Source organism: Pseudomonas antarctica (assembly GCF_900624995.1).
GTDB lineage: Bacteria > Pseudomonadota > Gammaproteobacteria > Pseudomonadales > Pseudomonadaceae > Aquipseudomonas > Aquipseudomonas antarctica.
The window spans coordinates 23,555-40,645 of sequence record NZ_UYXQ01000032.1; the positions used below are offsets into that span (position 1 = coordinate 23,555).

The following is a 17,091-nucleotide window of genomic DNA, read 5'->3' on the forward strand; positions in this document are numbered from 1 at the left end:
AAGAGCGCAAGTGCCTGGCTTAAGTCAACAAAAAACTCCTGAGTTCGCACTCAGGAGTTTTTTTGCGTTTTAACGGCTCACTACAAGCCGTTTCTGGCTTTGAACTCACGACGCCGACGGTGCAACACCGGCTCGGTATAACCATTCGGCTGTTTAGTCCCTTCAATCACCAACTCCACCGCTGCCTGGAACGCGATGTTGCTGTCGAAATCCGGCGCTAACGGGCGATACAGTGCATCACCGGCGTTTTGACGGTCTACCACCGGCGCCATGCGCTTGAGGCTTTCCATCACTTGGGCTTCGTGAACGATGCCATGGCGCAACCAGTTGGCGATGTGCTGGCTGGAGATGCGCAGGGTGGCGCGGTCTTCCATCAGGCCGACGTCGTTGATGTCCGGTACTTTCGAGCAGCCGACGCCTTGGTCGATCCAGCGCACGACATAGCCGAGGATGCCCTGGGCGTTGTTGTCCAGCTCGTTGCGGATTTCTTCGTCAGACCAATCGGTGTTGCTGGCCAGAGGAATCGTCAGGATGTCGTCCACCGACGCGCGCTCACGCTTGGCCAGTTCGGCCTGACGCGCGAACACGTCGACCTTGTGGTAGTGCAGCGCGTGCAGCGCAGCGGCCGTTGGCGAAGGGACCCACGCGGTGTTGGCGCCGGCCAGTGGGTGAGCGATTTTCTGCTCAAGCATCGCCGCCATCAGATCAGGCATCGCCCACATGCCTTTACCGATCTGCGCACGCCCTTGCAGGCCGGTGCTCAGGCCGATATCGACGTTCCAGTTCTCATACGCGCCGATCCATTTCTCAGCTTTCATGGCCGCCTTGCGCACCATCGCGCCGGCTTCCATGGACGTGTGGATCTCGTCGCCGGTACGGTCGAGGAAGCCGGTGTTGATAAACACCACGCGCTCGCTGGCCGCCTTGATGCAAGCCTTGAGGTTGACCGTGGTGCGGCGCTCCTCGTCCATGATCCCGACTTTGAGCGTATTGCGCGGCAGGTTCAGCACCTCTTCGATGCGCCCGAACAGCTCGTTGGTGAACGCGGCTTCTTCCGGGCCGTGCATTTTCGGTTTAACGATATACACGGAGCCGGTGCGGCTGTTCTTGCGGCGGCTGTTGCCGTTGAGGCTGTGGATCGCCGCCAGGCTGGTGAGCAGGCCGTCGAGAATACCTTCCGGTACTTCGTTGCCGTCTTTGTCGAGGATCGCGTCGATGGTCATCAAGTGGCCAACGTTGCGCACGAACAGCAGCGAACGGCCGTGCAAGGTCACGTCCTGGCCGTCTACGCCGGTGTACACACGGTCGGCATTCATGGTGCGCGTGAAGGTCTTGCCGCCCTTGGCGACTTCTTCGGCCAGGTCGCCCTTCATCAGGCCGAGCCAGTTGCGGTAGATCACCACTTTGTCATCGGCATCGACGGCGGCGACGGAGTCTTCGCAGTCCATGATGGTGGTCAGCGCGGCTTCCATCAGCACGTCTTTGACGCCGGCGGCGTCGGTCTGGCCGACTGGAGTGCTGGCGTCGATCTGGATTTCGAAGTGCAGACCATTGTGCTTCAGCAGGATCGCAATCGGCTCGACGGCAGGGCCCTGGAACCCGATCAACTGCGCATCGTCGCGCAGGCCGCTGTTGCTGCCGCCCTTGAGGCTGACGATCAGCTTGCCATCAACGATCTTGTAGCCGGTGGAATCGACGTGGCTGCCCGCCGTGAGCGGCGCGGCTTCGTCGAGGAAGGCGCGGGCGAAGGCAATGACCTTGTCGCCACGGACTTTGTTGTAACCCTTGCCCTTCTCGGCGCCGTCGGCTTCGCTGATGGCGTCGGTGCCATACAGCGCGTCATACAGCGAGCCCCAACGCGCATTGGAGGCGTTGAGGGCGAAACGGGCATTCATCACCGGCACCACCAGTTGCGGGCCGGCCATGCGGGCAATTTCGTCATCGACGTTTTGGGTCGAGGCCTGGAAGTCTGCAGCTTCTGGCAGCAGGTATCCGATGTCTTGCAGAAAGGCTTTGTAGGCCACCGGGTCATGGGCCTGGCCGGCGTGGGTCTGGTGCCAGGTATCGATCCGCGCTTGGAAATCGTCGCGTTTGGCGAGTAGGGCTTTGTTCTTCGGTGCCAGGTCGTGGATGACCTTGTCGGCGCCGGCCCAGAACTGGTCGGCAGTGATGCCGGTGCCGGGAATGGCTTCGTTGTTCACGAAGTCGAACAGGACTTTGGCGACCTGCAGGCCACCGACTTGAACGTGTTCAGTCATTGCTTGCCTCACTCTGCGGAGCTATGCGCTTTTCAGCTTTTCAATTTACCAATGAAGCCTCTGGCCATTTAAACCACGAGCCCGATCTCCCAGTACATGCCGTGCGGGCGGCTGGGTTGGAGGGTTTGTCGCGGTACGTGGGAGCCTTGGCAGACATCGACCTAACGTTATGTAGTGCGCGATTGGGCATACTACATGATGACTTGCAGTTGTGAAAATTAGACTAATTACGTCGTTTAGCGACCCACGTTGGCCATGCAGTCACAGTGGGGTATGGGATGTTCTCAAAAAACTATTGGGTTGTTCCATATAAATATAAAAATGGTACACAATTTGTTTTCGCGGGCTCTCGAGTCCACCTTGTAGATTGAATTCAGAGGGCTTCGCCATGGACCATCTTGTACTCACTATTATCGCCGCCGACAAACCTGGGCTGGTTGAACGCATCGCACAGAACATCGCTGCCCACGGCGGCAATTGGCTGGAGAGCCGTATGGCGCACATGGCCGGGCAGTTCGCCGGGATCCTGCGGGTCAGTGTGCCTACAGAAAACCGTCAGGATCTGGTGAATGCACTGGAGGGCTTATCCACACACGGTATTCGCGTATTGGTGGGCGAGGGCAGCGCCGGCCAGGCCGGGGCGTCCAAGGCGATTTTGATGACGCTGGTGGGTAACGACCGCGCGGGCATCGTGCGTGAGATCACGGCTCTGTTGAGCAAACAGGGCGTGAACCTGGAAAGTCTGAGCACTGATGTGCGCCCGGCGCCCATGAGCGGTGATCCGTTGTTTACCGCCGAGGCAGTGTTGCAGGTGCCGGCAGCGCTATCTCTGGATACGTTGCAACTGTCCCTCGAAACCCTGGCGGATGACTTGATGGTGGAGTTGCACCACGAGGAATAACTGCCCACAGGGTTATGCATGGAAATCTTGCATGGGCCTGTGGATAACCTGTAGAGACCCGGCGCCAGGCCACGCCGGGCGTGCTTCTTCGCGACCTGAGCAAAAAACGAGCAGTTTCAACGGCTTGTGCACAAATGGCGGGGATCAGGTTGTGGATAACCGTGGGGTGGATCTCTGCAAGTCAGGCTGGCTGAGGCTTGCAGAGCTTTGTACGTTATTTGATCAGCGTTTGCGCAGGGTCAGCCAGGCATCCAGGCTGTAGACCACAAGGCCGGCCCAGATAAACGCGAAGGCGATCAGCGTGCTTGTTGCCAGGTGCTCACCGAACAGAAATACCGCTTCCAGCAGCACCAGCGTCGGTGCCACGTACTGCAAAAAGCCCAGAGCGGTGTAGGGCAAATGCCGTGCGGCAGCGTTGAAGCATACCAGCGGGATCAATGTCACCGGGCCTGCGGCCACCAACCACCAGGCTTCGGACGTGCTCCAGAATTCAAGCTGCGCACTGTGCGCTGTCGGGTTGAACAGCAACCAGGCCACGGCAATCGGCACCAGCATCCAGGTTTCCACCACCAGCCCCGGCAGCGCCTTGACCGGCGCCTGCTTGCGGATCAAGCCGTAGAAGCCGAACGTCAGCGCCAGCACCAGCGACACCCACGGCAAACTGCCGACCTGCCACACCTGCTGCATCACGCCTATTGCAGCCAGCCCGACGGCCATCCACTGCAAGCGACGCAGGCGTTCGCCGAGGATCAGCATGCCCAGCAGCACATTTACCAGCGGGTTGATGTAGTAACCCAGGCTGGCTTCGAGCATGCGCCCGCTGTTCACCGACCACACATAGGTCAGCCAGTTAGCCGCAATCAATGAACCACTGAGCGCCAGAATTGCCAGGCGCTTTGGGTTATCGCGCAGTTCGCGGAACCAGCCCGGGTGTTTCCACAACATCAGCAACAAACCGCCGAACAGCGCCGACCACAACACGCGGTGCACGATGATTTCGGCGGCAGGAACGCTGGCGATGGCTTTGAAGTAAATCGGGAACAGGCCCCAGATGACATAGGCGCTCAGGCCCAGAATGTACCCTTTGCGAGGGTTGGCGGCTTGCATTACAGAATCCTTGCTTAGGCAGCTAACAAAGGCGCAATTGTAAGGATTTTTGTCTACCAATGGGTGATGCTTTTCTGTGGGAGCGGGCTTGCCTGCGATGGCATCACCTCAGTGTGACTGATACACCGATGTGGCTGCATCGCAGCGGTGCGGCGATCCGACAAGCCAGCTCCCACAAGGAGTAGCGGCAGTGTCAGAACAGTTTCAGCGGTTCTTCGTTAAGCGCCGACAGCTGCTCGCGCAACGCCAGCACTTGGTCGCCCCAATACCGCTCGCTGCCAAACCACGGAAAGCTGTGAGGGAACGCCGGGTCATCCCAGCGCCGCGCCAGCCAGGCGCTGTAGTGCATCAGACGCAGGGCGCGCAGCGGCTCGATCAACGCCAGTTCGCGTGGGTCGAAGTCGTGGAATTCCTGGTAGCCGTCCATCAATTCCGACAGTTGGCCCAGGCATTCCTGCCGGTCGCCGGCGAGCATCATCCACACGTCCTGCACGGCCGGGCCCATGCGGCAGTCATCCAAGTCGACGATATGGAACATCTCGTCGCGGCACATCATGTTGCCGGGGTGGCAATCGCCGTGCATGCGGATGTTCTTGTGCGGCGTGGCCTTGTACACCTCTTCCACGCGCTTGAGCAGATCGCGGGCCACGGACTCGTAGGCCGGCAGCAGGCTCTTGGGAATGAAGTTGCCTTCGAGCAAGGTGGTGAGGGAGTCATGACCGAAGTTCTTCACCCCCAAGGCTTCGCGGTGTTCGAACGGGCGGGTGGAACCCACCGCGTGCAAACGGCCGAGCAATTGCCCCAGGCGATAGAGCTGATCGAGATTACCCGGCTCCGGCGCACGGCCGCCACGGCGGGGGAACAGGGTAAAGCGGAAACCGGCGTGTTCGAACAGGCTTTCGCCGTTGTGGATCATCGGCGCGACCACCGGCACTTCGCACTCGGCCAGTTCGAAGGTGAAGCGGTGTTCTTCAAGGATCGCTTCGTTGGTCCAGCGCTGCGGCCGGTAAAACTTGGCGATCAGCGGTTCGGCGTCTTCGATGCCCACCTGGTAGACGCGGTTTTCGTAGCTGTTAAGCGCCAGAATGCGAGCATCGCTGAGGAAACCGATGCTTTCGACGGCGTCTAGCACCAGGTCGGGGGTGAGTGTTTCAAACGGATGGGCCATGCGAACTCCTGCGCGCAGCAGGTCGCCGCGTCCGGCTCGGTATGGTAACGCACCAAGGCTGAGATAGGTGGTGACTGTTAGTCCGCCATCGCGGGCAAGCCCGTTCCCACAGTGGGAATGCAATCCCCTGTGGGAGCGGGCTTGCCCGCGATGGCGGTCTATCAGGCGCCTACAATCGCGCCGTCATCGCGCCGAATCGCTATCACCGAGGAGCGTGGCTTGCCATTGGGCACATGCTCCGGCCAGGTCGAGCCGCCGGTTTCGCCCGGGTGTTGAATCCCCACAAACAGCGTCTTCTGATCCGGCGAAAAGCTGATGCCTGTCACCTCACACGCCACTGGCCCGACCATGAACCGGCGGATTTCCCCGGTGCTCGGGTCAGCACACAGCATCTGGTTATTGCCCATGCCGGCGAAGTCGCCCGCGTTGCTGTAGTCGCCGTCGGTGAGAATCCACAGGCGCCCAGCTTTGTCGAAGCCCAGGCCGTCGGGGCTGTTGAACATGTTCTGCGGGTTGATGTTGGAGGAGCCGCCCTTGGGCGTGCCGGCATGCACACCGGGGTTGCCGGCCACCACAAACAGGTCCCAAGTGAAGTCCGACGCGCCGTGGTCGGAGGCGTTGGCCTTCCAGCGTAGGATCTGGCCGTAGACGTTTTTCTCGCGTGGGTTAGGCCCGCCCACCGGCTGGCCGTCTTCGCCGCGCTTGGCGTTGTTGGTCAGGGTGCAATAAACCTGGCCGTCGGTGGGGCTGACCACGATCCATTCCGGGCGGTCCATGCGCGTGGCTTTCACCACACTGGCGGCCAGGCGCGCGTGGATCAGCACTTCGGCCTGGCTGGCGAAGCCGGTGCTGGCGTCGATGCCGTTTTTGCCATGGGTGAGCTCAACCCATTGGCCAGAGCCTTTGGGATGATCGGCGTTGCCGTCGCCCGCGTCGAAGATCGCCACGTACAACGTGCCGTGGTCGAGCAGGTCTTTGTTGGCCTTGGGGTTTTTGTGGTTGATCGTGTCGCGGCTGACGAACTTGTAGATGAACTCACCGCGCTCGTCGTCGCCCATGTACACCACGGCGCGGCCGTCGCGGGTTTCGGCCAGGGCTGCGTTCTCATGCTTGAAGCGGCCCAGCGCGGTGCGTTTGGCCGGGGTGGATTGCGGGTCGAACGGGTCGATCTCCACCACCCAGCCATGGCGATTGAGTTCATTGGGGTTTTTGGCCATGTCGAAACGCGGGTCGTGCAGGTGCCAGTTGATCTCTTTGCTCGCCGCCGCCACGCCGTAGCGCTTTTGCCCTGCGTCGAAGGTCTGTTGCGGGTTGCTACTGCCGAAGCAGTCGGTGAAGTTCTCTTCACACGTCAGGTAAGTGCCCCAAGGAGTCTTGCCGTTGGCACAGTTCTGGAACGTGCCGAGGACTTTTTTACCGGTTTTGTCGGCACTGGTTTTCAACCAGGCGTGGCCAGCTGCCGGGCCGCTCAGGCGGATCGGCGAGTTGCCGTGGATGCGTCGGTTGTAGCGCGAGTCCTGCACGAACTGCCAGGTGTCGCCCTGGCGCCGTACTTCGATCACCGACACGCCTTCGCTGGCCTGGGCCTTGTGCACGTCTTCGGCCGATTGCGGCGCGCCGCCGTGGGCGTAGAGGTAACGGTAATTGGTGTATTCGTTGTTGATCGCCATCAGCGCGCGGTTGTCGTCGCCGGGGAAGGCGAACAGGCTCATGCCGTCATTGTTGTCACCGAACTGCTGCTCTTGGGCCTTGGCCGTGCCGTTGCCGGACGGGTCGAACGCCGGGGCATTCTTGTGCAGCGGCTGGCCCCAACTGATCAGCACCGAGGCGCTGTAGCCCGGCGGCAAGGTGATGGCGTCGCGGGTGGTGGCGGCGATGCTGGTGAACCCCAGCAGCGGGCTGGCGCTGGCGGCGTTCACGGCCAGAGCGCTGCGGGTCAGCAGGTTGCCGCCGAGGAACATCGCGGCACCGCACAGGGCACCGGCACCGATAAAGCGACGGCGGGTGAGGCCGACCATCTGTTCGAGGTCGGTGGTTTGGTTTTCTTCTAATAGGCTCATGTCAGGCTCCCTGCGGTTTTTGCAGACACCTTAAGGAGCACTCGTGACCAAATTGTTGCAGTTCGAAGATGCGCGTCCGCTACACCGGCGTGCCGAGCAGTACATTGCTCGGAGCGAATTGCACCTGGATTGGCTGGCCCTCGGTGGCATTCAGCGCCTTGAGCGCCGCAGGCTGCGCCAGGGCGCATAAAACCTGGCTGTTGGGTAGCGTGATACGCACCTCGCTGGGGCCGTCATCGGCGTTGAGAATCGCCTCGATCACTCCGCTCATGCAATTGTGTCCAGATGTTGCTTCCTGCTCGCTGCCAAGCAGCTCCAGCCAACCGGCCTTGATCAACGCGACCACTTCCACGCCGGTCTCAAGTTCCAGGCGCTGCGTGCTGTCGTGGGTGATCTGCGCACTCAGGCTCAAGCCGCCCGATAACTGCAGGCGGATCAGGTCATTGCGTCCATGGCTGTCGATGCCGATGACTTGGCCATGCAATTGGTTGCGCGCGCTGGTGCGCAACATCAAGCGGCCCAGCAAGTTGAAGTCGTGGGCTGCTTCGTCCGAGCCGAGCACCTCAGCCTGTAACACTTGCAGGCGCTGATACAGGCGCAGCACGCGTTCGCCTTCGGCGGTCAGCTTGGCGCCGCCGCCGCCCTTGCCGCCGACACTGCGCTCGACCAGCGGTTTTTGCGCCAAGTTGTTCAGCTCATCGATGGCGTCCCAGGCGGCCTTGTAACTCAAGCCGGCGCTTTTGGCCGCGCGGGTGATCGAACCCTGCTCGTCGATGTGTGCCAGCAAGGCAATACGCTGGGGGCGGCGGATGATGTGTTGGCTCAGAGACGTCGGCAGAGACATGTGGGTACGCTTCGATAAGGTCAGCGGACGTTGCAGGCGTGGCGCACGGGAGTCAAGTCATGTGCCGGGTTTTGGCGTGCGGGCCAGGCAGTACACGTCGACTTGGCGTGCGCCGGCATCCATCAACAGCCGCGCCAGGCGGTGGGCGGTGGCGCCGGTGGTGAGGACGTCGTCCACCAACGCCAGGTGACGGCCCTGCACCTGGGCGTCGGGTGCCAGGGCAAACGCGGCGAGCAGGTTGCGTTTGCGGGTCTTGGCGTTGAGGGCTTGTTGCGCGACGGTTTCATGCGGGCGTAACAACAGGTGTTCATCGTACGGGATATCGAGGCGTTCACTGAGCCAGCGGGCTAGCATCAATGCCTGGTTGAAGCCGCGCTCGTGCAGGCGTTTACGTGCCATGGGCACCGGCAGCAGGCAGTCGGGGCGCGCGAGTTCGTTGTCGAAGCGGTGTTGCAAGTGCTGCCCCAGCAGGCGCGCGAGCATGTGGCCGAATGGCCAGCGTGACTGGTGCTTGAAGCGGCTGATCAGGGTGTCGACCGGAAAGCTGTAGGACCACGGCGCGATCACCTGTTTAAACGCAGGCGGTTGTTTTTGACACTGGCCGCAGATCAACCCGTCCATCGGCAGCGGCAAGGCGCATACCTCGCACTGCTCCATTAGCCATGGCAGCTCAGTTTCGCAGACGTTGCACACACAATCGGCCGAATCGGAGCTTTCATCGCAAACTAAACAGGTGTGGTTGTTTTTTAACCAGATGTAAACCTCATGTTTGTATCCAGGTTGACAGTGCATGAATCTTCCTTAAATATGCCGAGCATCCGTGTCGTGACTGTGGGTATTGCCCTTCCCGCAGCGAAAGCCCAAGCATAATCAAGGAATCGCCCATGAGCGCCAGCACCACTGCCACCCTGCGTCACGATTGGTCCTTAGCCGAAGTCAAAGCGCTGTTCGTGCAGCCCTTCAATGACCTGTTGTTCCAGGCGCAGACCGTGCACCGCGCGCATTTCGACGCCAACCGCGTGCAGGTGTCGACGTTGCTGTCGATCAAAACCGGCGCTTGCCCGGAAGATTGCAAATATTGTCCGCAGTCGGGCCACTACAACACCGGCCTGGAAAAAGAAAAGCTGATGGAAGTGCAGAAGGTCCTCGAAGAGGCCGCCCGCGCCAAGGCCATCGGTTCGACCCGTTTCTGCATGGGCGCGGCGTGGAAACACCCATCGGCCAAAGACATGCCGTACGTGCTTGAAATGGTCAAAGGCGTGAAAGCCATGGGCCTGGAAACCTGCATGACCCTCGGCCGCCTCGATCAGGACCAGACCGAAGCCCTGGCCCAGGCCGGCCTTGATTACTACAACCACAACCTCGACACCTCGCCTGAGTTCTACGGCTCGATCATCACCACCCGCACTTACGGCGAGCGCCTGCAAACCCTGGCCTACGTGCGCGATTCCGGGATGAAGATCTGTTCGGGCGGCATCCTCGGCATGGGCGAATCCCTCGACGACCGCGCCAACCTGCTGATCCAGCTGGCCAACCTGCCGGAGCATCCGGAGTCGGTGCCGATCAACATGCTGGTGAAGGTGGCTGGCACGCCGTTGGAAAACGCCGATGATATCGATCCGTTTGATTTCATCCGCATGCTGGCCGTGGCGCGCATCTTGATGCCCAAATCCCATGTGCGCCTCTCCGCCGGCCGTGAGGCGATGAACGAGCAGATGCAGGCCCTGGCGTTCTTTGCCGGCGCCAACTCGATCTTCTACGGCGACAAACTGCTGACCACCGCCAACCCGCAGGCTGACAAGGACATGCAACTGTTCGCGCGCCTGGGGATCTTGCCCGAAGCCCGTGAAGAGCACGCCGATGAAGTGCATCAGGCGGCGATCGAGCAGGCGTTGGTGGAGCAAAAGAGCAGCGAGCAGTTTTATAACGCTGTGGTGTAACGCCGATCCCCTTATTTGAAATGCATTCCAACTGTGGGAGCTGGCTTGCCTGCGATAGCGGTCATTCAGACACATTGATGCTGAATGTGCCGCCGTCATCGCAGGCAAGCCGGCTCCCACATTGGACTGAGTTGAACCCGCTAATCCGAGGCCAGCATGTCTTTCGATCTCGCCGCGCGTCTCGCTGCCCGCCGTGTCGAACACCTTTACCGCCAACGTCCTTTGCTGCAGAGCCCCCAAGGCCCGCAAGTGGTGGTGGACGGCCAACTGTTGCTCGCGTTCTGCAATAACGACTACTTGGGCCTGGCCAATCACCCGCAGGTGATCGAAGCCTGGCGTGCCGGTGCGTCGCGTTGGGGCGTGGGCGGTGGCGCGTCGCATTTGGTGGTCGGGCATTCCACGCCGCACCATGAACTGGAAGAGGCCCTGGCCGACCTGACCGGCCGCCCGCGCGCACTGCTGTTTACCACCGGCTATATGGCCAACCTCGGTGCGGTGACGGCGTTGGTGGGGCAGGGCGATACGGTGCTGGAAGACCGCCTCAACCATGCTTCGCTGCTGGATGCCGGTTTGCTCAGCGGTGCGCGCTTCAACCGCTACCTGCATAACGACGCTGACAGCCTGGCCAAGCGCTTGGAGAAGGCCACCGGCAATACGTTGGTGGTCACCGACGGTGTATTCAGCATGGACGGCGATCTGGCCGACCTGCCCGCGCTGGCCCGTGAAACCCGCGCCAAAGGTGCATGGTTGATGGTGGATGACGCCCATGGCTTCGGCCCGTTGGGTGCCACTGGCGCTGGGATTGTCGAGCATTTCGGCTTGAGCCAGGAAGATGTGCCGGTGCTGGTCGGCACCCTGGGCAAAGCGTTCGGCACTGCCGGTGCCTTTGTAGCGGGCAGTGAAGAGCTGATCGAAAGCCTGATCCAGTTCGCCCGGCCGTACATCTACACCACCAGCCAACCGCCGGCGCTGGCCTGTGCCACCTTGAAAAGCCTGGAACTGCTGCGCACCGAGCATTGGCGGCGTGAGCACCTCAATCGGCTGATTCGCCAGTTTCGCCAAGGCGCCGAGCAGCTTGGCCTGGACTTGATGGACAGCTTTACGCCGATCCAGCCGATCATGATCGGCAGCAGCGCCAAGGCCGTGCGCCTGTCGCAGATGCTGCGCGAGCACGGCCTGATGGTCACTGCGATTCGCCCGCCCACCGTGCCTGCCGGCAGCGCGCGTTTGCGTGTGACCTTGACGGCGGCCCACAGCGAGGCGCAGGTGCAGCTATTGTTAAATGCGTTGCAAGCGTGTTTGTGCTTGTTAGGTGCCACGGAGCCCGACCATGCGTGATCGACTGATATTGCTGCCCGGCTGGGGCCTCGGCGTCTCGCCGCTGGAGCCTTTGGCCGCAGCGTTGCGCGGTCTTGATGAACACCTGCAGGTGCAGATCGAGCCGCTGCCGGCGCTGGGGTCGAGTGACTTGGGTGAATGGCTCGACGAACTCGACGCCACGCTGGCGGACAATGCTTGGCTGGGCGGCTGGTCCCTGGGCGGCATGCTTGCCTCAGAGTTGGCGGCGCGGCGCGGCGAGCGTTGCTGCGGCCTGCTGACGTTGGCCAGCAACCCGTGTTTTGTGGCCCATGCCGGTTGGCCCAGCGCGATGCCGGCCGAGACGTTTGATGCGTTTCTCGCCGGTTGCCATGCCGATTCCCAAGTCACCCTCAAGCGCTTCGGCCTGCTGTGTGCCAAAGGTGCCGAGGACCCGAGAGGGTTGTCGCGCTTATTGGTCAGCGGCGCACCGAATACACCGTCCAGCGTATTGATGCCAGGCCTGGAACTGCTTGCCCAACTGGATACCCGCGAAGCCTTGCTGGCGTATCGCGGCCCGCAGCTTCATCTGTTCGCTGGCCTGGATGGGCTGGTGCCGGCCGAGGCCGCCAGTGACTTGCTGGCCCTGCTCCCCGATGTAGAAGTCGGCCTGATTGAACAGGCCGGTCACGCTTTTCTTCTGGAAGACCCCCACGGTGTAGCAGGGGCCATCCAGGCTTTTTTGCATGAGTGCGTTGATGACTGATTTATCCCATCCACCCCTGCCGGGCGCCTTGCCGGACAAGCGCCAGGTGGCCGCTTCGTTTTCTCGCGCCGCCGCCAGTTACGACAGCGTGGCCGAGTTGCAGCGCGCAGTGGGCAATCAACTGTTGGCGCGTCTGCCCGCTGCCACCACGCCACAACGCTGGTTGGATCTGGGCTGTGGCACGGGTTTTTTCAGCCGTGTGTTGGGCGAGCGCTTGCCGGCGAGTCAGGGCGTGGCACTGGATATTGCCGAGGGCATGCTCAACCACGCACGGCCATTGGGTGGCGCCGAGCATTTCATCGCCGGTGATGCCGAGCGCTTGCCGTTGCAGGGCAATAGTTGCGGGCTGATCTTTTCCAGCCTGGCGGTGCAATGGTGCGCCAATTTCGATGCGGTGCTCAGCGAGGCCTGCCGCGTGCTGCAACCTGGCGGCGTGTTGGCGTTCGCGAGCCTGTGCGTGGGCACCCTGGATGAGCTGCGCGAAAGCTGGCGCGCCGCAGATGGCTTGGTGCACGTCAACCGCTTCCGCACGTTTGAGGCGTATCAACAGCTGTGCGCCGCCAGCGGGTTGCGGGTGCTGAGCCTGGAGCGCCAGCCCCACGTGTTGCACTACCCGGATGTGCGCAGCCTGACTCATGAGCTCAAAGCATTGGGCGCGCATAACCTCAACCCCGGTCGCCCAGGAGGGCTGACGGGCCGCGCGCGGATTGTTGCGCTGGTGAACGCTTACGAGCAGTTCCGTCAGGCCCAGGGCTTGCCCGCCACGTATCAAGTGGTGTACGCCGTACTGGAGAAACCTCTATGAGCGCCGCTTACTTCATCACCGGCACCGACACCGATGTCGGCAAAACCACCATCGCGGCGGGCCTGCTGTATGCCGCAAGACTGGCGGGCAAAAGCACCGCTGCGGGAAAGCCGGTGGCCTCGGGTTGCCAGGTCACGCCTAAAGGTTTGCGCAATAGCGATGCCCTGGCACTGCTGGCTGAGTGTTCGCTGCCGCTGAGTTATGCCGAGATCAACCCGGTGGCATTCGAGCCGGCCATTGCGCCGCACTTGGCGGCGCGGGAAGCGGGCGTGGCGTTGACGGTGCAATCGCTGCTCACACCCATGCAGCAGATTCTGGCGCGGCAGGCCGATTTCACCTTGATCGAAGGCGCGGGCGGCTGGCGGGTGCCGTTGGCCGATCAGGACAACCTGTCGGACTTGGCCATGGCCCTCAAGCTTCCGGTGATCCTGGTGGTGGGCGTACGTCTGGGCTGTATCAGCCATGCCTTGCTGACTGCCGAAGCCATTGCAAGGGACGGTTTGCCCTTGGCGGGCTGGGTGGCAAATATCATCGACCCCAAGACCTCCCGTCTGGAAGAGAACCTCGCTACCCTGGCTGAACGGCTGCCCGCGCCTTGCTTGGGCCGTGTGCCGAAACTCAAGCACGCAAGCGCCGAGGCGGTAGCCGAGTTCTTGGCGTTGGACCTGCTTGACTGATTTTGGCTATCGCCAAGGCATTATGCCATTAGTGTTTTTGACGGGTGTTTTGCCGGGATCTCTGCTTCAATTCAAATTCACGATTCTCTAAAGGCAGGTTTACGCCATGGAAATCTCTGGAAGCAGCGCGTTTTATTCGGGGCTGAGTACTATTCAGGCCGGGCAAAACCGTGTCGACCAGGCCGCTGGCAACATTGCCAGTGCCGCGACGACCCAGCCATCGGGCGCACAAAGCGACCGTCTGCAAGCCAACGACCGCGCACAGCCGTCTAACTCGGCGAGCAACATGGTCGAAATGGCCCAAGGCAAGTTTCAGGTGGAGCTGGGCGCCAAAGTCGCCAAGGCTTCGGATGAAATGCTTGGCACCTTGATCGACACTTACGCTTAATCCCTCTCTCCAGGTATGCCGGCTCTTCTGTGGGAGCTGGCTTGTCGGGTCGCGCATCGCTGCGATGGCATCCACTCGGTCCGCCTGATACGCCGGGACGTCTGCATCGCAGGCAAGCCCGCTCCCACATTTGTCCTGCTTAGCGCTCTCGAATTTCTAAACTCCATTTGACGTGGCATCTCGCCGCAGGCGTTGCCGTGCCTGATGTTGATCCGCGTCATGACAAATGGCATCTGGACGGCGCTTGACAACCCCAGGACGTAAACGTATGTTTCAAACACCTGTTTGACCGCCACAACACATCCACGCGGTTGTTCATCCCAGATACATCAGCAGAGGTTTATCGCTATGCCTGACTACAAGGCCCCCTTGCGTGATATTCGCTTCGTTCGTGACGAACTGCTCGGCTATGAAGCGCACTATCAGAGCCTGCCGGCTTGCCAGGACGCTACTCCGGACATGGTTGACGCCATTCTCGAAGAAGGCGCCAAGTTCTGTGAGCAAGTGCTGGCACCGTTGAACCGCGTGGGTGACATCGAAGGTTGCACCTGGAGCGAGTCAGGCGTTAAGACCCCTGCTGGTTTCAAAGAAGCCTACAAACAATTCGTTGAAGGCGGCTGGCCAAGCCTGGCCCACGACGTGGAGCACGGTGGCCAAGGCCTGCCGGAATCCCTGGGCCTGGCCGTCAGCGAAATGGTCGGTGAAGCCAACTGGTCATGGGGCATGTACCCGGGCCTGTCCCACGGTGCGATGAACACTATCTCCGAGCACGGCACCCCGGAACAGCAACACGCTTACCTGACCAAACTGGTCTCGGGTGAATGGACCGGCACCATGTGCTTGACCGAGCCCCACTGTGGCACCGACCTGGGCATGCTGCGCACCAAGGCCGAGCCTCAGGCGGACGGTTCCTACAAAGTCTCCGGCACCAAGATCTTCATCTCGGCCGGTGAACACGACATGGCCGACAACATCGTCCACATCGTGCTGGCCCGCCTGCCGGATGCACCGGCTGGCACCAAAGGCATCTCGTTGTTTATCGTGCCAAAATTCCTGCCGAACGCAGACGGCTCGATCGGTGAGCGCAACGCGGTGACCTGTGGCTCCCTGGAGCACAAGATGGGCATCCACGGTAACGCCACCTGCGTGATGAACTTCGACGCGGCCACCGGTTTCCTGATCGGCCCGGCGAACAAAGGCCTGAACTGCATGTTCACCTTTATGAACACCGCTCGCCTGGGCACCGCACTGCAAGGCTTGGCCCACGCTGAAATCGGTTTCCAGGGCGGCCTGAAATACGCCCGTGATCGCCTGCAAATGCGCTCGCTGACTGGCCCGAAAGCGCCAGAAAAAGCCGCTGACCCGATCATCGTGCACCCCGACGTGCGCCGCATGCTGTTGACCATGAAAGCCTTTGCTGAAGGCAACCGTGCGATGGTGTACTTCACCGCCAAGCAAGTGGACATCGTCAAATACGGCACCGACGACGAGGCGAAGAAACAGGCCGATGGCCTGCTGGCTTTCATGACACCCATCGCCAAGGCATTCATGACCGAAGTCGGTTTTGAATCCGCCAACCACGGTGTGCAAATTTACGGCGGCCACGGCTTTATCGCTGAGTGGGGCATGGAGCAGAACGTTCGCGACAGCCGCATTTCGATGCTGTACGAAGGCACCACCGGCATTCAGGCGCTGGACCTGCTCGGCCGTAAAGTGCTGATGACTCAAGGCGAAGCGCTCAAAGGCTTCACTAAAATCGTCCACAAGTTCTGCCAGGCCAACGAAGGTGTTGAGGCCGTCAAAGAGTTCGTTACACCGCTGGCTGCACTGAACAAGGAGTGGGGCGAGTTGACCATGAAGGTCGGCATGGCCGCGATGAAAGACCGTGAAGAAGTCGGCGCCGCTTCGGTGGATTACCTGATGTACTCCGGCTACGCGTGCCTGGCTTACTTCTGGGCCGACATGGCGCGTCTGGCTGCCGAGAAACTGGCGGCAGGCACCACCGAAGAGGCGTTCTACACCGCCAAGCTGCAGACTGCGCGCTTCTACTTCCAGCGCATCTTGCCGCGTACGCGCACTCACGTTGCAACCATGTTGTCGGGCGCCAACAACCTGATGGACATGAAAGAAGAAGATTTCGGCCTGGCTTACTAAGCCTCACCGGGTTCCCTTCCAGAGCCGCCACTCCCTCACGGGGTGGCGGCTTTTTTATCATCCTCAAAGCCTTCAACGGCGCGTTTCACACCCGCGCCTCAAGCACGGCGACGTAATCGTATGGGCACCCAGCGGATCTAGCTGGCCTGAGTCTCCCTACCACTCGTCGCCACTGTCAATTCTGACAGTAGATTCGGTTATTGCCCTAAGCGCCTCATTCACCTTGCCCGTCGCGCCATTTGCGCGCCCCCTAACCCCTGCAAGGTGAAAATAATGACGACGCCTACCGACCCTACCGACCCTTCCGATCCTAACTATGACATATCCCTGAATCCACCCGACTTTGCCTTCGCCGCATCGCTGGACAAATTGGTCGGTGAATCCGCTACAAAGGCCTTGGGGGTGCGCGCCACGGATCCTTATGCCGAGGTCTTCGTCGAAGCCTGGAGGAATAGAAACATCGGTGACATTATCCGCCTCAAGATCCAGGACAAGGATGGCAAGGGTGACTTGCTGGTGGCCTCGGTCACAGTCAGCGAGATTGCCAGTCGTTACAGCTTGATGGTGCCGCGCAAGGACTTGCAGGACCGTGTGCTGGTGGGCCAGCAGGAGGGCTTGGTCACGATGTACTTGGAGCTGGCGCGTGTCGGTAGCAAACAGATAAGCCGATCGCGTTCCGTGACATTTCTGCTCAAAAAATCCAGCCCTGCTGGCTTCGACAGCCGGC

General features: G+C 61.1%; 15 protein-coding genes. 9 read left to right on the plus strand and 6 right to left on the minus strand.

Translation table 11 applies throughout. The annotated features are described in order from the left end of the window. Nucleotides 1–80 precede the first annotated feature (80 nt). Nucleotides 81–2,258 carry a malate synthase G gene (locus E0F99_RS17085; protein WP_083356430.1) on the minus strand — a complete coding sequence of 726 codons (2,178 nt, stop codon included), beginning with the start codon at nucleotides 2,256–2,258 and terminating at the stop codon, nucleotides 81–83. 388 nt (nucleotides 2,259–2,646) lie between these two features. Between E0F99_RS17085 and E0F99_RS17090 the strand changes: the two genes are divergently transcribed. Continuing rightward, entirely contained in the window at nucleotides 2,647–3,159 is a 513-nt protein-coding gene (locus E0F99_RS17090; RefSeq protein WP_083356431.1) for a glycine cleavage system transcriptional repressor, read from the plus strand. 222 nt (nucleotides 3,160–3,381) lie between these two features. On the opposite strand, the gene rarD is transcribed toward E0F99_RS17090, so the two are convergent. The 5 genes from rarD to E0F99_RS17115 form a co-directional block, all read right to left on the minus strand. Further along, nucleotides 3,382–4,266 (minus strand): EamA family transporter RarD, encoded by an 885-nt coding sequence (gene rarD, locus E0F99_RS17095; protein ID WP_083356432.1) that lies wholly within the window; start codon nucleotides 4,264–4,266, stop codon nucleotides 3,382–3,384. Between the two features lie 193 nt (nucleotides 4,267–4,459). After that, nucleotides 4,460–5,434 carry a serine/threonine protein kinase gene (locus tag E0F99_RS17100; RefSeq protein ID WP_083356433.1) on the minus strand — a complete coding sequence of 325 codons (975 nt, stop codon included), beginning with the start codon at nucleotides 5,432–5,434 and terminating at the stop codon, nucleotides 4,460–4,462. 161 nt (nucleotides 5,435–5,595) lie between these two features. Then, on the minus strand, nucleotides 5,596–7,494 hold the full coding sequence (locus E0F99_RS17105; protein ID WP_083356434.1) for a PhoX family protein: 1,899 nt from the start codon (nucleotides 7,492–7,494) through the stop codon (nucleotides 5,596–5,598). 79 nt (nucleotides 7,495–7,573) lie between these two features. Continuing rightward, nucleotides 7,574–8,338 (minus strand): TOBE domain-containing protein, encoded by a 765-nt coding sequence (locus E0F99_RS17110; protein ID WP_083356435.1) that lies wholly within the window; start codon nucleotides 8,336–8,338, stop codon nucleotides 7,574–7,576. 57 nt (nucleotides 8,339–8,395) lie between these two features. Further along, nucleotides 8,396–9,130: a ComF family protein gene (locus E0F99_RS17115; RefSeq protein ID WP_083356436.1), complete on the minus strand. Its 735-nt coding sequence runs from the start codon at nucleotides 9,128–9,130 to the stop codon at nucleotides 8,396–8,398. Nucleotides 9,131–9,222: 92 nt separating this feature from the next. Here E0F99_RS17115 and bioB point away from each other — a divergent pair, with 92 nt between their 5' ends. From bioB to E0F99_RS17155, 8 genes are all read left to right on the plus strand, one after another. Then, nucleotides 9,223–10,278 (plus strand): biotin synthase BioB, encoded by a 1,056-nt coding sequence (gene bioB, locus E0F99_RS17120; protein WP_083356437.1) that lies wholly within the window; start codon nucleotides 9,223–9,225, stop codon nucleotides 10,276–10,278. 156 nt (nucleotides 10,279–10,434) lie between these two features. Next, the gene (bioF, locus tag E0F99_RS17125; RefSeq protein ID WP_083356438.1) at nucleotides 10,435–11,616 is read left to right on the plus strand and encodes an 8-amino-7-oxononanoate synthase; all 1,182 of its coding nucleotides are present in this window, start codon (nucleotides 10,435–10,437) and stop codon (nucleotides 11,614–11,616) included. Then, nucleotides 11,609–12,340, plus strand: a complete 732-nt coding sequence (locus E0F99_RS17130) for an alpha/beta fold hydrolase (RefSeq protein ID WP_083356439.1) — start codon at nucleotides 11,609–11,611, stop codon at nucleotides 12,338–12,340. The genes bioF and E0F99_RS17130 overlap by 8 nt, the downstream gene beginning before the upstream one ends. Beyond that, the gene (gene bioC / locus E0F99_RS17135) at nucleotides 12,333–13,145 is read left to right on the plus strand and encodes a malonyl-ACP O-methyltransferase BioC (RefSeq protein ID WP_083356440.1); all 813 of its coding nucleotides are present in this window, start codon (nucleotides 12,333–12,335) and stop codon (nucleotides 13,143–13,145) included. The genes E0F99_RS17130 and bioC overlap by 8 nt, the downstream gene beginning before the upstream one ends. Next, entirely contained in the window at nucleotides 13,142–13,822 is a 681-nt protein-coding gene (gene bioD, locus E0F99_RS17140; RefSeq protein ID WP_083356441.1) for a dethiobiotin synthase, read from the plus strand. Before bioC ends, bioD begins: the two co-directional genes overlap by 4 nt. Before the next feature lie 106 nt (nucleotides 13,823–13,928). Beyond that, nucleotides 13,929–14,210 (plus strand): pyrroloquinoline quinone biosynthesis protein PqqE, encoded by a 282-nt coding sequence (locus tag E0F99_RS17145; protein ID WP_083356442.1) that lies wholly within the window; start codon nucleotides 13,929–13,931, stop codon nucleotides 14,208–14,210. A gap of 348 nt (nucleotides 14,211–14,558) precedes the next feature. Further along, nucleotides 14,559–16,364 (plus strand): phenylacyl-CoA dehydrogenase, encoded by a 1,806-nt coding sequence (locus E0F99_RS17150; protein ID WP_083356443.1) that lies wholly within the window; start codon nucleotides 14,559–14,561, stop codon nucleotides 16,362–16,364. 273 nt (nucleotides 16,365–16,637) lie between these two features. Then, on the plus strand, nucleotides 16,638–17,091 hold a 454-nt coding region (locus tag E0F99_RS17155; RefSeq protein ID WP_130908830.1), incomplete at its 3' end, for a hypothetical protein.

Coding starts and splice junctions, on each gene's coding strand:
- E0F99_RS17085 (WP_083356430.1), bottom strand. CDS start 2,258: ATGACTGAACACGTTCAAGTCGGTGGCCTGCAGGTCGCCAAAGTCCTG.
- E0F99_RS17090 (WP_083356431.1), top strand. CDS start 2,647: ATGGACCATCTTGTACTCACTATTATCGCCGCCGACAAACCTGGGCTG.
- rarD (WP_083356432.1), bottom strand. CDS start 4,266: ATGCAAGCCGCCAACCCTCGCAAAGGGTACATTCTGGGCCTGAGCGCC.
- E0F99_RS17100 (WP_083356433.1), bottom strand. CDS start 5,434: ATGGCCCATCCGTTTGAAACACTCACCCCCGACCTGGTGCTAGACGCC.
- E0F99_RS17105 (WP_083356434.1), bottom strand. CDS start 7,494: ATGAGCCTATTAGAAGAAAACCAAACCACCGACCTCGAACAGATGGTC.
- E0F99_RS17110 (WP_083356435.1), bottom strand. CDS start 8,338: ATGTCTCTGCCGACGTCTCTGAGCCAACACATCATCCGCCGCCCCCAG.
- E0F99_RS17115 (WP_083356436.1), bottom strand. CDS start 9,130: ATGCACTGTCAACCTGGATACAAACATGAGGTTTACATCTGGTTAAAA.
- bioB (WP_083356437.1), top strand. CDS start 9,223: ATGAGCGCCAGCACCACTGCCACCCTGCGTCACGATTGGTCCTTAGCC.
- bioF (WP_083356438.1), top strand. CDS start 10,435: ATGTCTTTCGATCTCGCCGCGCGTCTCGCTGCCCGCCGTGTCGAACAC.
- E0F99_RS17130 (WP_083356439.1), top strand. CDS start 11,609: ATGCGTGATCGACTGATATTGCTGCCCGGCTGGGGCCTCGGCGTCTCG.
- bioC (WP_083356440.1), top strand. CDS start 12,333: ATGACTGATTTATCCCATCCACCCCTGCCGGGCGCCTTGCCGGACAAG.
- bioD (WP_083356441.1), top strand. CDS start 13,142: ATGAGCGCCGCTTACTTCATCACCGGCACCGACACCGATGTCGGCAAA.
- E0F99_RS17145 (WP_083356442.1), top strand. CDS start 13,929: ATGGAAATCTCTGGAAGCAGCGCGTTTTATTCGGGGCTGAGTACTATT.
- E0F99_RS17150 (WP_083356443.1), top strand. CDS start 14,559: ATGCCTGACTACAAGGCCCCCTTGCGTGATATTCGCTTCGTTCGTGAC.